The sequence below is a fragment of the Campylobacter sp. MIT 21-1684 genome (genome assembly GCF_026241315.1).
Classification (GTDB): Bacteria; Campylobacterota; Campylobacteria; order Campylobacterales; family Campylobacteraceae; genus Campylobacter_D.
The window spans coordinates 34,559-49,367 of record NZ_JAPHNA010000004.1 but is presented as its reverse complement, the minus strand read 5'-3'; the positions used below and the strand labels follow the sequence as shown (position 1 = coordinate 49,367).

The window sequence follows — 14,809 nt, the reverse complement described above, 5'->3', positions numbered from 1 at the left end:
ATGAAATTAGAGAAAAAAGCGACAATTATAGCGAGTATATGTGCTTTGTTGTTAGCATTGGTAAAATTTTTTATAGGTTTGGCAAGTGGTTCAGTTGCAATACTTTCAAGTGCTTTAGATTCTATGATGGATCTTGTTATTTCTTTATTTAATTTTTTAGCTCTTAGAAAATCATCACAGAAACCCAATGCTTCTTATAATTTTGGTTTTAGCAAGATTGAAGCTTTAGTAGGATTGCTTGAAGGTTGTTTTATTGCGATAATTAGTATTTTTATTTTTTTTCAAAGCATTCAAAAGATGTATAAATATGAAGAAATTTCAGATATTAACTCTGGAATGTTTGTAATGTTTTTTTCCCTTGTTTGCACTTTGATTCTTGTCCTTTTCTTAACTTATGTAGCAAAAAAGACAAACAGTCTTATTGTTGAGAGCGATTGTTTGCATTATAAAACTGATCTTTTGACAAATTGTTGCACCCTTCTTGCTTTGATTGTTATTTATTTTACGCAGTGGCATTTTATTGATGCTATTTTTGGTATTGCTGCGAGTTTTTATATTGCTTTTAGTGCTTGTTCTATTGTAAAAAAATCCCTCCCTTTTCTTATGGATAAAGCACTTGAAAGCGAAAAGGTAAAACAAATTTATACTCTTATTAAAAATCATAAAGATGTTTTGTCCTTTCACGATTTAAAAACTCGTAAAACTCCAAATATCAACTACCTTAGTGTTCATTTGGTTTTTTGTCCTATAATATCTTTATTTCACGCACATAAAATTTCAGATGAGATAGAGCAAAATATAAGAGAGAAATTCTGTAATGAAAAATGGGAATTTCAGATACATTTAGATCCCTATGATGATCAAGAAGTGGAGAGAGAAAAACAATGAAAATCGCCCTTGTACAGCAAAAATATCTTGGAAGTAAAGAAAAGACTATTGTTCGAACTTGCCAATTCATTCAAAAAGCTGTCAAAGATGGCGCAGAACTTGTTTGCCTTGGGGAATTACATCAAAATGAGTATTTTTGTCAAAGTGAGAATACTGCTTTTTTTGACCTTGCAAACGAGTATGAAAAGGATGTGGAATTTTGGTCTAAGGTAGCAAAACAGCACCGTGTTATTTTGCTTGTTAGCTTGTTTGAAAAAAGAAGTGCAGGACTATATCATAATAGCGCTCTTGTTTTTGAAAAAGATGGGAGTATAGCCGGTAAATACCGTAAAATGCACATACCTGATGATCCTTGTTTTTATGAAAAATTTTATTTTACACCGGGAGATTTAGGTTTTGAACCCATAAATACAAGTCTTGGAAAACTCGGTGTACTTATTTGTTGGGATCAATGGTATCCAGAAGCAGCTCGACTTATGGCTTTAAAAGGAGCTCAAATTCTTATCTATCCTACAGCAATAGGTTGGTTTGATGAAGATGATTCTGAAGAAAAACAAAGACAGCTTGAAGCTTGGCTTAGTGTGCAAAAAGGACACGCTATAGCAAATGGTTTGTATGTAGTAGCAATTAATAGAATTGGTTTTGAGAAAGATTTAAGTGGTGTTGCTTGTGGAATAAGATTTTGGGGAAATTCCTTTGTTTTTGGACCACAAGGAGAGGAACTTTTTCGTGCGGGAAGTGAAAATGAACTTTGTGAAGTTGTAGAACTTGATTTAAAACGAATTGAAAAAGTGCGTCAGTGTTGGCCTTTTTTGCGTGATAGACGTATTGAATATTTTGATGAGCTTTCAAAAAGATTTATTGATTAGTGTGTTTTGATGATAACTTTCTTTTGTGCTATTTTTCAGCTTTCGTTTGAAGTGCTTTAGAATTTTGTACCCATTTTTTGGACTGTTTGAAAAGTGATTTGTGAGATAAAATAAAAAATCGAAACAACATACAAAATTCATCTTTATAAAAATGTTATTTTTGATACTTAGATGGGAATTGATAGAAAAGAAATAAATCGCAGGGTTATGTTTCTTATGGTATAGAATTTCATTTAGATTCTTCTTTGGTTAAAAAAGTTAGTGATTTGAGAGATGAACTTGATGAGTTTTTAAAATAAGATTTAAGCTTATATAGTTTAAAACTAAATATCTTTATTTCAAAAACACGATAAATTTGTTAAAGAATTTGAATGGCTATGGGCGATAATATCAAGTTAAACTTATTAATGAAAAAGATTTTCAACCTATACGAGGCGAAAGTCAAAATACACAAACTTATTAAGAGAAAGATATAAATGGATTTTTAAAGAAACTTTTGAAAAATGAATTGAAAAAATAATAGAGTTACAAATTCTTTTTTACATTAAAACAAATGATGATAATACCGATAAAGATGATTTTTAATAGCTAGTATTAAGCGTAAGAATACAGATGCTAAAACTTACAATATTGCAAAATATTTTGTTTTTGTATTCTATGTTTTAAAACGTTCATTTTTAGTATGAAACTGTTTTACTAATTTCTAACATAATCCTAGTGAAAACTAAAAAGTTTCATCTTGCATTGACACAAGTTCTTTAGACTAAGCTTGAATTATTCTTTGTTGTATTGTGATATAATAAAACAATTTATAAAAGGATAAAAAATAGATAAAATAGCTTTATTTAAAGTTTTAAAAGAGAAAAGAAATTGTAAAGAATCTCTATTGGAATTAGGATACAGTTGTATAGATAGACTTGATGAAATAGAATTTTTTGAATTATCCAGTCCTATTATTCTTTATACACAAAATGCTGAATTTTTTTATTTAGATTTTAAGAAAAAAGAGGATTTTAATAAAGATACAATTAAATTTGCTTTCAAAAAAGAACTTGTTATCATCAATACCCCATTCTGTTTTGTTGCAAAAAAAGATAAGAATTGCGATATACAAATATTTTATACAAAACAAATTTCTAAATTAAAACACATTTGTTCTATTGAAGATATTAAAGATTTCATCTTACATTCAAATGAGTATTATTTAGGATATGAAAAACGTTATAAAAAAATATATGAAAATGGAGTTAGTACTTGGGAGAGTAGGCTTGCTAATGAATCTTTAGTAGCAATTTATAAAAATTTTGAATCGTACTTTAAAAATAAAAAAGTTATTGATTTGGGTTGTGGAGAAGGAAGGGACAGTATATTTTTAAAGAAAAACGATGTAGATGTTACTAGTATTGATATATCCACTAGTGCTTTAGAAAAGGCAAGAAGTTTTGCAAAAGAACAAAATTTAGATATTGACTTTATAGAAAGCAATGTTCTTTTTTTGAATGCCTTTGAAAATGAAAGTTTTGACACGGCAATTAATATGGGTTGTTTGCATATGATAGTCAATGCAGAAGAAAGAAAACAACATATCAAAAATGTATATAGAATACTAAAACAAGGAGGAATATTTATAATTGATCATTGTCAAAGAAATTGGAGAAAAGGATTTTTTTCACTGCCACCGCATTTATATAACAAAGAGAAAATGATTGTTGGAAGTGAAATAAAACGTAGGGTAAGGACGAACACAGGAGAAAAGTTGATGAATTTAGAAGTTCTGCCTTATATGGAAAAAGAAAAGGAAAAACTTATAGAAGAATTTTCTTCTTTTGGTTTTAGCAAAATTTATACTTTAGATACCGAGACTCAGGCATTTGGGGATTCTGTACTTCTTGTTTTCAAAAAGGATTAAAAAAATGAAAAAATTTATACTTTTGCTTGGTGCAAATCAATACTTAAGAGAAAGAGCTTTGGCTGGAGCAAGAAAAGCCACAGATGCAGAAGTTTTTATTGCAGATAAACAAGGAATCTTTAATAAAAATAGATATTTTGATGGTTGTTTGTTATGTGATGCAAATGATACTTTAGCACTAATAAAAGCTGTAAAAGCTCAAATTCAAAAAGCTTATCAATTTTTAGGTGCCATTCCTTTAAATGATTGGACTTTAGAAAGTGCAAATGAGCTTAATGAATATTTTTCTTTGCCTTTTCTTTCTAAACAGGCAGTAGAGAATTCGCGAAATAAATATAAAATGAAATTACAATTTGAAAAATTTAAACTCCCTAGTGCTAGGTTTTTCTTACTTGAAGATGAAAAAGAACTTGATGAGGCCATAGCACATATAGGTTTTCCTTTGATCATTAAGCCTTATGATTTTGGAGGAAGTGGAGGTGTTAGTGTAGCTTATAATAAACAAGAAGCTCAAAATGCTTTAAAGCAAGCTAAGGAGCTTATTGCTACACATAAAGAAGGTTTCAAAATAAAGGGTGATAAATATTTAATTGAAGAATATATTAATTCTACTGAAGAAGTTTCAGTAGAAGTGCTTTGTTTGAAAAATTCCTACAAAAGCTTAAGTGTTACTGAAAAATACCTTTCAAATGAACCTTATTTTAGTGAAATGGCACATTTAATTCCAAGTCATAGAAATAATAATTCCCTTCTTAATGACTTAGCACATAAAGCTTGTAAAGCTTTAGGTATTGATAGAGGTCTTGCTCATATAGAAATTAAAATTAAAGATAATAAAATGTATCTCATAGAAGTTGGAGCAAGAACAGGAGGCGATGGCATAATGGATCAACTTGAAAATGCTTTTGAGTTTAATCCCTATTTTTTACATATCGCTTCTTACTTAGGCAAGGATTTGACAAATTTTGAAGTGCCAGAAGCAAAAAGAACTTCAAGTATTGCTTTTTTAAAAGCTAAAAAAGGCAGAATTAAAAAAATCAATGCTTTGGAAAAACTTTCTTTACCTAAAGAGCTTACAAGTATAAAAATAACCACAAATGTAGGAAATTTAAGCACTGATGCTAAGGATTGGAGTGCAAGGGAAGGAGTGGTGGAATTTGTTTGGGAAAATCATTTCTTTCAAGATAAAACAACTTTGCCTATTGATTTAGCAAATTTTTTAAGCGAACAAATTTTTGAGCTTGAGTGATGTATCTTTATGTATTCCTCTCTGCACTTTATCGTTTAAGTTGCGGAGCTTTAATTCTTGCTATTAATTGGCTAATGCTTGTAGAAAACAATACTCCTTTCTATCTTGCTGTTTTAGTTGCACTTACTTTTGTTCCGGCTATACTTGTACCTTTATTTTATAAAAATAAAAAGCAGTTAAGCGGATTAAAGCTTACAAGTTATGCTCTTTTAGCCTCTTTTTTTGTTTCTTTCTTGTTATTTTTTGCTCATAATCATATTGTAATTCTTTGTTTAAATACTACTCTTTGGTTCTTCTTTTTCATTATGGAATCGAGTTGGGAAATGTGGTTTGTAGCTTTGGCTAAAAAGTATTCCCAGCAGAAAATTCTTCAATTCAGTTCCTTTTCTATGAGTGTAAATCAAATAAGTTTAATGTTAGGACCTGTTGTAGCAGCTTTTATCTTTAAACATAATCCTAAAGAAGTTATTTTGATGAGTTCCTTGATTTTTTTATTTTTATTTTTTAGCACTTTCTTTTTATCTCATAAAGAAGAGATAGCAAATGAGGAATTAAAAGAAGAATTGAAAAGAGATACAAAAATACAATTAACAGGACTAGAGTGTGCTTTGATTTTTATATGGCCAACTTTGGCACTTTTCAATTTTATGCTTCCTGTGCAAGTTGCTTATCATAAAGGTGATATGATAGAAGTTGGAATTTTAGATGCTGCTATGGGATTAGGTATGATATTTTCTAGTATTTTGCTTGCTAAAAAAATGTTTTATCAGCTTTTTATTCAGTATAAAATGAGTGTAGTATTTCTTATAGTAGCTATTGTTTTTTGGAGCTTTTTAGAAAATTTTATTTTTAAAATAGTTTCTGTTTTTATATTGGGACTTTGTTTTAATATAAGTAGAATATTTATTAGAAGTGTTTTAGCACAAAAATATGAAGCTTATATTGTCGGAACTTTGGTTTCTAAGGCAAATTCATATTCTTTTTTTCTTATCGTTATCAGTCTTTTAATCTTTTATGACAAGGTAAGTATAAATTATATTATTCCTTTTGCTTTTGCAATTTTAATCTCTTTATTGCTTCCTCTTAAAACAAAAAATGGATAAAGACTTGTATTACTTTATGGAACAAAACTTTCAACTAGTCTTTGTACAAGCAAATTCCATCCATCAACGAGTACGAAAATGAGAAGTTTAAAAGGCAGAGAGATCATTACAGGCGGTAACATCATCATACCCATAGCCATTAATACAGAGCTTACAACCATATCAATGACTAAAAAAGGGAGATAAATCAGAAAACCTATTTCAAATGCAGTTTTAAATTCTGAAATCATAAAGGCTGGAACAAGTACACTAAGTGGAACATCATCGATAGTTTGAGGATTGGGCAAGTTGCGGATACGGTAAAAGAGTGCTAAATCTTTTTCTCTTGTATTTTTAAGCATAAAATCTTTAAACGGTTTTGCTGCTCGTATGAAAGCGTCCTCATATCCTATTTCTTCTGCTAAATAGGGCTTAATACCTTCATTATAAGATTTTGTTGCTACAGGCTCCATAATAAAAAAAGTTAAAATAAGTGCTAGACTTACTAAAATAGTATTTGGTGGCATACTTTGAGTCCCCATAGCTTGTCGTAAAAAAGAAAAAACTATGATAAGTCTTAAAAAAGAAGTCATTGCAAAAATAATACTTGGAGCAAGAGCAAGTATGGTTAATACTATTACAATATTAAGCGTTGTTACAAGTTGTGTAGGAGTGTTTGGGGCGCTAAGGCTTAAATTGACTGTTGGTATAGTTACTTCTGCTCCAAACATTAAACTAACATTTATTAAAATAAGAAAAAAAACTTTTTTCACAATAAAACCTTGTTGAAAATTACGAAGCTTATTGTATCTAAAAATGATTTTAGCTTTTCTTAGCTGTAAAAAATTAATATTAAAATGTTAAAATTATGAAAAATAAAATGGTTATAAGCAATGAAGACTTCTATTATTATCTTAGCAGCTGGTCTTGGCACAAGAATGAAATCTGAAAAGCCAAAAGTTTTGCAGGAGCTTTGTCAAAAGAGTATGATTTTACATATTTTGGAAAAAGCCTTTAGTTTGAGTAATGATGTTACTGTGGCAGTATCGCACCAAAAAGAAAAAATTAAAGAAGAAATTTGCAAATATTTTCCACAAACTCGATTTGTAGAACAGGATTTGATTCATTTCCCCGGTACCGCAGGTGCTTTAAGAAACTACCAGGCTCTTAATGAAAAAGTACTGATACTTTGTGGAGATATGCCTTTAGTTGAACTTTCAAGTCTTAAGAAGTTACTTACTAGTGATTCGCCTTTAAATGTGGCAGTTTTTCAAACAAATGAGCCAAAAAATTACGGCAGAGTGATACTTGAAGGTGAAAATGTTAAAAAAATAATCGAAGCGAAAGATGCGAATGCAATGCAAAAACAAATTACTCTATGTAATGCAGGTGTTTATGTTCTCACAAGGACAGTTTTGGCAGAAAATCTGCCATTAATCACACAAAACAATACAACATCAGAGTATTACCTCACTGATATAATAGAGCTTGTAGGTAAAAAAAGATTGAAAGTGAAAGCTGTCTTTGTTGATGAAAATGAATTTATGGGTATCAACGATAAATTTGAATTAAGCAAAGCTGAGAATTTTTTACAAGAAAAATTAAAAAAGTATTGGTCAGAACAAGGAGTTATTTTTCATCTGCCTCATACAAGTTTTATTTCTTGCGATGTAGAATTTATCGGCGAATGTGAGGTGTATGAAAATGTACGTATTGAAGGAAAAAGTACAATTATTAATTCAATCATTAAAAGTTCCAGTGTGATTGAGAATTCTTTTGTTGAAGATAGTGATATTGGTCCATTGGCACATTTAAGACCGGGATGTGAGCTTAGAAAGACACATATAGGAAATTTTGTTGAATGTAAAAAAGCCAAGCTTACAGGTGTTAAAGCCGGACATTTAAGTTATTTGGGTGATTGTGAGATAGGAGAGGGGACAAATATAGGTTGTGGGTGCATTACTTGTAATTATGATGGGATAAAAAAACACAAGACAGTTATAGGAAAAAATGTTTTTGTGGGTTCTGATGTACAATTTATAGCTCCTGTAAATATCGCTAATAGATGTGTTATAGCAGCTGGAAGTACTGTAACTTGCGATGTGGCAGAAGGATCGCTTTTTATTAATAGGGCTGAAAAAAAAATTATCTCTAATTATTTTGATAAGAAATTTAAAAAATGAAAACCATACTTATAGCTGTAAGTGGGAGTATAGCATTTTATAAAGCCTATGAACTTCTCTCCTTCTTTAAAAAAGAAAATTTTAGAGTAAAAGTATTGTTAAGCAATGGGGTTTTAAAATTTGCAAGCAAGATGAGTTTTGAAGCTTTGGCAGATGAAGTACTGTGCGAGGAAAATGAATCTTGGTTTAACACAAAGAATCACATAGCTTTTACAAAGGATGTTGATGTAGTACTTTTTGCCCCAGCAACTATAAATTCAATCAATAAACTCGCATTAGGCATAAGCGATACACTTTTCATACAAACACTTATTGCTTCAAAAGCCCCCCTTTTAGTAGCTCCAGCAGCAAATACGACAATGTTTTTTCATTTTAGCACTCAAAATTCTTTACATTTGCTTGAAAAAAATGGTGCTATTGTTATCCCTCCAATCTCTAAGATTCTTGCTTGTAAAGATGAAGGTGTAGGAGCTATGGCTGAAATTTCTAGCATTGTTTCTTTGGTTAAGAGAAAGCTTTTAAAAGAAGATTTTTGGTCGAATAAGACTATTGTTGTTACAGGCGGTCCAACGCGAGAAAAAATTGATGATGTTCGTTGTCTGACTAACTTTTCAAGCGGAAAGATGGCAAAAGCTATCGCTGATGCTTTTTATTATTTGGGTGCTAAAACTATATTTTTAAGCTCTGTCTTTTTTAACACGCCTTATGAGCTTTACTCTTTTCAAGATTCAAAAGAATTAAAAAGTCTTTTAAAGAAACATCTTAAAAAGGCTGATTTTTGGATAATGGCAGCTGCGGTAAGTGATTTTGTACCAGAGTATCAAGAAGGGAAAATTAAGAAGAATGCTTATAGCAATGGTTTGAATTTGTATTTACAACCTAATGAAGATTTATTAACTAAGATTCCTTTTAAAGGAAAAAAAATAGGTTTTAAAATGGAAGTTGAAAAAACCAATGCTTTACAAAATGCTAAAAATTCTCTTTCGCAAAAAAAACTTGATATGGTATGTTTAAATATTTTGGGTCAAAAAAATCATTTTGGAAGTGATGAAAATGAGCTTTACTGTATTACCCATACTAGCTCTCAAAAAACGGGTTTCAAAAGTAAAGAGAAACTTGGTTTTGAACTTGCAAAAATGTGTGAAAAATTATGATTAATGCAACTTTACCTCTACAAATGAAGGTTTTAGAAAAATCCTCTCTATGGCATTATACCTTGCAGTTAAATCATAAAAAAGTCCGTACAAAAAGTATGGTAGAGCTTGAAGTTGGTGCTCAATATCTGGCAGAATTATATACATATAAAGGTGGCGTAGTGCATTTCAAGCATCTTGTAAAATGCCCCAAATTACATTTTTTTGAAGAAGGTTTAGCTCTTATAGTTGGGATTTTAGAAGAGAATCTTGATTTTAAAAATACTATAATCAGCGAACTTATAAAATGTACAAATCAAGAAAAATATCAGATTTTTAAAGAAATGCTTTTTGCGAGTTTTGAAAATATTTATCATATACCTTTTGTCTTTGAAAACAAAGCTTGTGTTTTTCAAATGAAAAAAAATGAGCAAGTTTTAGAGCTTTATTTATACTTCAGTGTATTTGGAGCTTTGAAGATACTTTATGAAACAAATTCTGTGTCTGTTTTTTCTCCTTTTCCAAAAGTGTGCCATTTTTTAAGCAAACATTTACAATATAAGGTTTTGCAACAAGATAATATCAAACCTTTATTTGAATTTGGGGCTTTATTTGATTTTAAAGGTTGATGATGAATGAACTAAAACATCTCGCAGTCGTTATGGATGGGAATAGACGATGGGCGAAAGCTAAAGGCTTTTTAGCAAAATTTGGCTATTCTAAAGGGGTAAAGACTATGCAAAAACTTATCGAAGTTTGTATAGAAGAGGGCATTTTGCAATTAACGCTTTTTGCTTTTAGTACCGAAAATTGGAAAAGACCTAAAGAAGAAATAGCTTTTATTTTTGAACTTTTAGACCGTTGTTTAGACGAGGCATTGGAAGAATTTGAAAAAAATGGAGTACGTTTTTTGGCTATCGGGGATTTAACGAGACTTCAAAGTGCAATTTGTGAAAAAATTGCTTTTTTGGAAAAAAAGACTCAATACTGTTCTAAATTATGTGTGAATTTAGCCATTAGCTATGGATCAAGAGATGAAATAGTACGTTCTGTCAAACAGGTAATAGAAAAGGGTTTGCCAATCAACGAAAATACTATTACTGAAAATTTGGATCTGCCTTTAGATGTGGATTTGATGCTTCGAGTTGGAGCTGCTAAACGTCTTTCAAATTTTTTGCTTTGGCAAAGCTCCTATGCTGAAATTTGCTTTAGTGAAACTCTCTTTCCCGGACTTACTAAAAGAGAATTTAAGAAAATTATACGAGAATTCAGATTAAGAGAGAGAAATTTTGGCAAGTGAGTTTTTAAAAGAAAATTTTTTCATTTTTTCCATACTTTTAACTGTCTTTGGTTTGTGTTTGGGATCATTTTGTGTTAGTTTTGCAAGCAGAATTTGTAATAATAAGGCACTTTTTTCCCAACGTTCTTTTTGTTTTGTATGTGGAAAGACTTTACAGATTTATGAACTCATTCCTTTTTTTTCTTATCTTTTTTTAAAGGCAAAATGCAGACATTGTGGCAGTACAATTCCTTTTTTCAATTTTTTAGGAGAGGTTTTTGGTGGAGTTTTGGTTTGGTTTGCTTTTTTAGCTTTTTGGCTTGACTGCATAGAATTTAGCATTTGGAATTTTATTTTTTTTCTTTTCTTTCTTTTTGCTCTTTTTTTACTTTCTCTTATTGATTGGCAACTTAAGGCTGTGCCACAATTTTTACTTTGGACTGTATTTTTTTTCGCCTTGTGTTTAGCGTTTGATACGGACGAATTTGCTTATTTTTTTCTTTTTGAAAATTGTAATGGAGGTTTTTTCTCAAATGCTTTTTTTTTCGCAGGTTTTGTGTTTTTACTAAAAAATAGTGTAGCTTTTGTAAAAAATATCAATACAAAACACATCCAAGAAAATTTAGGCGATGCTGATATTATTGTTTTAGCTTCTTTTGCAGGACTTTTGGGTATAAAATCTGCCTTTGTTATTTTTGTTCTTGCAGGAATTTTTTCCCTTCCTTTTTTTCTTTGGAAAAATGAAAAGGAACTCGCTTTTTTACCTTTTCTTTCTTTTGCATTTTTAGTATATTTGTTTTTTCCCTATAAGGATATATTGTGAAACTTATTTTCAGATATATTTTAAATCATTTTCTAAGCACCTATATTTCTCTCTTTCTTGTTCTTTTCGGTATAGTTTCTATGGTGTTTTTTATTCAGCTTGCCCGATTAACCTCTAGTATAGAAATCAGTTTTTTAGACTTGTTAAAATTGTACGGGTTTATGCTTCCTCGAATTCTCATTTTTACTTTACCTATTAGTTTTTTTATTGCTCTTGCTTTAACTTTGTTTCGTCTTTCTAAGGAAAATGAAAGCATAGTACTTTTTACACTTGGTTTTTCACCTAAAATTTTAGCGCGTTTCTTTTTACAAATCGCAGGTTTTGTAAGTGCTTTAATGCTTTTTATAGCTCTTGTTATGGTGCCTATAGTATTTGAACTTCAGGATAATTTCATCACTTTTAAAAAAACGCAAGTGCAATTCAACTATAAAACAGGGGAATTTGGTCAAAAATTTCTCAATTGGATTGTTTTTATAGAAAAACAAGAAAATAATACTTATCAAAATATTATTATGTATCATCCAAAAAGCCAAGAAGGTGATAAAGAACAACTTATTATAGCAAAACAGGCTTTGGCACAAAGGAATGAACACGGTTTTGCCTTTAAGCTTTTGGAAGGAAAAATGTATAATTTTGAAAATGATGGAAATGTTTTTATGGGAGAATTTGACACTTTCATTGTTAATACACAGATTAACGATGGTGATTTAACTATTAAAAAATTTTATGAATACTGGAATGATATTCATACAAATAAAAAAAGAGCACAAGAATTTGTTATTTATGTTACTATTGCGCTCTTTCCACTTGCAAGCGCACTTTTTGCCCTTTCTTTTGGTATAGTAACATACCGTTATGAAAAAGGTTTTATTTATTTTGGAATGTTTGGCGTTGTGTCTGTATATTTTGGACTTTTAAGTGTCTTTTATACCCCTCCTTTTCTTGCTTGCACGGTTATTTTCTTTTGTACTTTTATAGCTTCTGTGTTGTGTTTTAAGAAAATGATTTTAAGTCGCTACTAATGAAGATTAAGCTTACTTTTGCTTATAATGGTTCTGTTTTTATGGGTTCTGCTACTCAACCACACAAACAAAGTGTGCAAGATGTCTTACAAAATGCTTTGGCGCACTTAGGAATTACTTCGCCATTATTGTTTGCTTCGCGTACAGATAAGGGTGTTCACGCAAGTGGAGCTGTTGCAAGTGTAGAATGTAAAGAGCATTTTAATGACTTTCTTATCCTTAAAAAACAAATCAATAAATTTGCCCATCCTTATATTCATATAAAAAATATTGAACGTGTAAGCGATAATTTTGAAGTACGTTTTTGTGCCAAAGCCAGAGAGTACCGTTATATTTTTTGCCATCAAACTTTTAATCCATTTTTAGCTCCTTTTGTTTTTTTCTATCCTGCTTTTGATACAGACAAAGCGAACAAGCTGTTGCAATATTTTGTTGGCGAACACGATTTTAAGTATTTTTCCAAAACAAAAAGCAATGCAAAAACAAGCAAAAGGCATATTTTTTTTGCTCAAGCTTATAGTAAAAACGGATTTAGTGTTTTTAGATTGAGAGCTAATGGTTTTTTAAGGGCTCAAGTTAGACTTACTGTATCAAGCATTTTAGCAGTGTTAGAATCAAGATTACATCAAGAGCAGCTTTTAGAGCAAATTTTGGCACAAAAGTGTTATTTCCGTACTTTAGCTCCGCCAAATGGTTTGTATTTAACAAGAATAATTTATTAAAGTTCATAAAAATTATACCCGTGTTTTGTAAGTAAGGCTCGTACTTTATTTTGATGTTCTTGCCCTTTTGTTTCAAGTACAATGGAAATCATAGCATCGCCATAATCAAGTTTAGTAGAAAATCTATCGTAGTCAATTTTCACTATATTGACATTTGCAGCTTTTAAACTATCAGTCAATTGAAGCAAAGCCCCGGGTTTATCAACAAGAGTAACATTAATTTGCATCTTACGATGAGCTTTGAAAAGCCCTTTTTCTATAATGATATTAAGCATTTGCACATCAATATTCCCACCGCTAAGTACCAAAGCAACTTTTTTACTTTTATGAGTTGCAATTTTTTTATGAATGAGAGCTGCCACACCTACAGCCCCTGCACCTTCTACAATAATCTTATGTTTTTCAAGCAAGAAAAGTACAGCATTAGCTATCTCTTCATCATCAACTTGTACAAATTCATCAACACATTTAAGTATAATGTCAAGATTTTTTGGATTTGTATCTCTTACAGCTATACCATCGGCTATAGTTCTAACATTCTGTGAATTTTTTACTTTTTTTGCTTTAAAACTTTCAAACATCGCTGGTGCACCCAGAGCACTTACACCTATTATTTTTATATTAGGATTAATCTGTTTTGCTGCACTTGCTATGCCACAAATGAGACCTCCGCCCCCAACAGGAACAATGACAGTATCTAAATCGCTTACGCATTCAAGCATTTCAAGCATTAAAGTACCTTGTCCAGCCATTACAAATTCATCTTCAAAAGGGTGAATGAAAACAAGATTTTCCTCCTTAGCACAGGCAATTGCAAAGGCATAGGCTTCATCGAAATTATCACCTTTGAGTATCACTTTGGCACCTAAATTTTTTGTAGATAAAACTTTAAGCAAAGGAGTTGATTCAGGCATTACAATAACAGCTTTTATTCCAAAACTTTTCGCGCTAATTGCTACTCCCTGTGCGTGATTTCCAGCACTTGCAGCAATGACTCCGTTGTGCTTTTCTGTTTTGTTTAAATTGGCAATTTTGTTATAAGCACCACGTATTTTGTATGCACCAGTAATTTGTAAATTTTCACTTTTAAGATAAATCTCACTTTTGCAAAAATCACTTAGAATTTGTGAATAGGTAAAAGGCGTTTTATTGATAAAATTTGCTATTGTTTGTTTTGCTTGGTAGATTTTGTTGAGTTCTAGCATAATTTTTTCCTTTGTTTGTAAAGAGGTAATTCTCTTTGCATACATTTATCTTGTACAAAATTAATTCCAAGAAATTCACATTCTTTTGCGACTTCATCGTTAGAAATTCCAAGCTGAAGCCAGAAATTTTTAATTTTTTTTCTCTTAATTTGCTCTAAAGCTTCTTTTGCAAATTCGCTTTTGCGAAAAAGTACCACAGTATCAACTTGTTCTGAAATTTCATCAAGATTCCTATATACTTTTTCGCCTAAAATTTCTTCACATTTTGGATAAACGGGAAAAATTTGGAATCCATTTTCTTGTAAAAACTGTGCTACAAGAAAAGAAGCCTTATGTTCGTCAGGACTAAGTCCTATTACGGCTATCTTTGTAGTGGTTTCAAAAATTCTGTCTATAATATCCATCTTTTTCCTTTCTATATTTTTTAAATCATAGCTTTGTTTTG

At 30.6% G+C, this 14,809-nt stretch carries 15 protein-coding genes; 12 read left to right on the top strand and 3 right to left on the bottom strand.

What is annotated here, in order from left to right; genetic code table 11:
• The 5 genes from OQH62_RS02735 (at position 1) to OQH62_RS02715 (ending at position 6,018) form a co-directional block, all read left to right on the top strand.
• Positions 1–888 carry a cation diffusion facilitator family transporter gene (locus tag OQH62_RS02735; RefSeq protein ID WP_266013473.1) on the top strand — a complete coding sequence of 296 codons (888 nt, stop codon included), beginning with the start codon at positions 1–3 and terminating at the stop codon, positions 886–888.
• Entirely contained in the window at positions 885–1,757 is an 873-nt protein-coding gene (locus tag OQH62_RS02730) for a carbon-nitrogen hydrolase (protein ID WP_266013472.1), read from the top strand. Before OQH62_RS02735 ends, OQH62_RS02730 begins: the two co-directional genes overlap by 4 nt.
• Positions 1,758–2,643: 886 nt before the next feature.
• Complete coding sequence (locus tag OQH62_RS02725) at positions 2,644–3,666, top strand: class I SAM-dependent methyltransferase (protein ID WP_266013471.1); 1,023 nt, start codon at positions 2,644–2,646, stop codon at positions 3,664–3,666.
• 4 nt (positions 3,667–3,670) lie between these two features.
• Positions 3,671–4,915, top strand: a complete 1,245-nt coding sequence (locus OQH62_RS02720) for an ATP-grasp domain-containing protein (RefSeq protein ID WP_266013470.1) — start codon at positions 3,671–3,673, stop codon at positions 4,913–4,915.
• Positions 4,915–6,018, top strand: a complete 1,104-nt coding sequence (locus OQH62_RS02715) for a hypothetical protein (protein WP_266013469.1) — start codon at positions 4,915–4,917, stop codon at positions 6,016–6,018. Before OQH62_RS02720 ends, OQH62_RS02715 begins: the two co-directional genes overlap by 1 nt.
• 14 nt (positions 6,019–6,032) lie before the next feature.
• Here OQH62_RS02715 and fliP read toward each other — a convergent pair whose 3' ends face one another.
• Positions 6,033–6,728: a flagellar type III secretion system pore protein FliP gene (gene fliP, locus OQH62_RS02710; protein ID WP_416333342.1), complete on the bottom strand. Its 696-nt coding sequence runs from the start codon at positions 6,726–6,728 to the stop codon at positions 6,033–6,035.
• Between the two features lie 162 nt (positions 6,729–6,890).
• Between fliP and glmU the strand changes: the two genes are divergently transcribed.
• Genes glmU through truA form a run of 7 tightly spaced genes read left to right on the top strand, consistent with a single transcriptional unit; the run spans position 6,891 to position 13,159 of the window.
• Complete coding sequence (glmU, locus tag OQH62_RS02705; protein WP_266013466.1) at positions 6,891–8,180, top strand: bifunctional UDP-N-acetylglucosamine diphosphorylase/glucosamine-1-phosphate N-acetyltransferase GlmU; 1,290 nt, start codon at positions 6,891–6,893, stop codon at positions 8,178–8,180.
• Positions 8,177–9,334 carry a bifunctional phosphopantothenoylcysteine decarboxylase/phosphopantothenate--cysteine ligase CoaBC gene (gene coaBC / locus OQH62_RS02700; protein ID WP_266013464.1) on the top strand — a complete coding sequence of 386 codons (1,158 nt, stop codon included), beginning with the start codon at positions 8,177–8,179 and terminating at the stop codon, positions 9,332–9,334. Before glmU ends, coaBC begins: the two co-directional genes overlap by 4 nt.
• A complete protein-coding gene (locus OQH62_RS02695; RefSeq protein ID WP_266013462.1) occupies positions 9,331–9,942 on the top strand; it encodes a hypothetical protein in 612 nt (203 codons plus the stop codon). Before coaBC ends, OQH62_RS02695 begins: the two co-directional genes overlap by 4 nt.
• Before the next feature lie 2 nt (positions 9,943–9,944).
• On the top strand, positions 9,945–10,613 hold the full coding sequence (gene uppS, locus OQH62_RS02690; RefSeq protein ID WP_266013460.1) for a polyprenyl diphosphate synthase: 669 nt from the start codon (positions 9,945–9,947) through the stop codon (positions 10,611–10,613).
• Positions 10,603–11,415, top strand: coding sequence for a prepilin peptidase (locus OQH62_RS02685; protein ID WP_266013457.1), 813 nt, complete (start codon positions 10,603–10,605; stop codon positions 11,413–11,415). Before uppS ends, OQH62_RS02685 begins: the two co-directional genes overlap by 11 nt.
• Positions 11,412–12,437, top strand: a complete 1,026-nt coding sequence (locus tag OQH62_RS02680; RefSeq protein WP_266013454.1) for an LptF/LptG family permease — start codon at positions 11,412–11,414, stop codon at positions 12,435–12,437. The genes OQH62_RS02685 and OQH62_RS02680 overlap by 4 nt, the downstream gene beginning before the upstream one ends.
• Positions 12,437–13,159: a tRNA pseudouridine(38-40) synthase TruA gene (gene truA / locus OQH62_RS02675; RefSeq protein ID WP_266013451.1), complete on the top strand. Its 723-nt coding sequence runs from the start codon at positions 12,437–12,439 to the stop codon at positions 13,157–13,159. Before OQH62_RS02680 ends, truA begins: the two co-directional genes overlap by 1 nt.
• Here truA and ilvA read toward each other — a convergent pair.
• Both ilvA and OQH62_RS02665 read right to left on the bottom strand, forming a co-directional pair.
• The gene (ilvA, locus tag OQH62_RS02670; RefSeq protein ID WP_266013448.1) at positions 13,156–14,364 is read right to left on the bottom strand and encodes a threonine ammonia-lyase; all 1,209 of its coding nucleotides are present in this window, start codon (positions 14,362–14,364) and stop codon (positions 13,156–13,158) included. The two genes, truA and ilvA, sit on opposite strands and share 4 nt — an antisense overlap.
• On the bottom strand, positions 14,358–14,768 hold the full coding sequence (locus OQH62_RS02665) for a CoA-binding protein (protein ID WP_266013447.1): 411 nt from the start codon (positions 14,766–14,768) through the stop codon (positions 14,358–14,360). The genes ilvA and OQH62_RS02665 overlap by 7 nt, the downstream gene beginning before the upstream one ends.
• Positions 14,769–14,809: the final 41 nt, after the last annotated feature.

Excerpts from the sequence above, each read along its gene's own strand:
- OQH62_RS02715 (WP_266013469.1), top strand. The coding sequence starts at position 4,915 with ATGTATCTTTATGTATTCCTCTCTGCACTTTATCGTTTAAGTTGCGGA.
- fliP (WP_416333342.1), bottom strand. The coding sequence starts at position 6,728 with ATGTTTGGAGCAGAAGTAACTATACCAACAGTCAATTTAAGCCTTAGC.
- OQH62_RS02730 (WP_266013472.1), top strand. The coding sequence starts at position 885 with ATGAAAATCGCCCTTGTACAGCAAAAATATCTTGGAAGTAAAGAAAAG.
- truA (WP_266013451.1), top strand. The coding sequence starts at position 12,437 with ATGAAGATTAAGCTTACTTTTGCTTATAATGGTTCTGTTTTTATGGGT.
- OQH62_RS02695 (WP_266013462.1), top strand. The coding sequence starts at position 9,331 with ATGATTAATGCAACTTTACCTCTACAAATGAAGGTTTTAGAAAAATCC.
- coaBC (WP_266013464.1), top strand. The coding sequence starts at position 8,177 with ATGAAAACCATACTTATAGCTGTAAGTGGGAGTATAGCATTTTATAAA.
- ilvA (WP_266013448.1), bottom strand. The coding sequence starts at position 14,364 with ATGCTAGAACTCAACAAAATCTACCAAGCAAAACAAACAATAGCAAAT.
- OQH62_RS02735 (WP_266013473.1), top strand. The coding sequence starts at position 1 with ATGAAATTAGAGAAAAAAGCGACAATTATAGCGAGTATATGTGCTTTG.
- OQH62_RS02665 (WP_266013447.1), bottom strand. The coding sequence starts at position 14,768 with ATGGATATTATAGACAGAATTTTTGAAACCACTACAAAGATAGCCGTA.
- uppS (WP_266013460.1), top strand. The coding sequence starts at position 9,945 with ATGAATGAACTAAAACATCTCGCAGTCGTTATGGATGGGAATAGACGA.
- glmU (WP_266013466.1), top strand. The coding sequence starts at position 6,891 with ATGAAGACTTCTATTATTATCTTAGCAGCTGGTCTTGGCACAAGAATG.
- OQH62_RS02720 (WP_266013470.1), top strand. The coding sequence starts at position 3,671 with ATGAAAAAATTTATACTTTTGCTTGGTGCAAATCAATACTTAAGAGAA.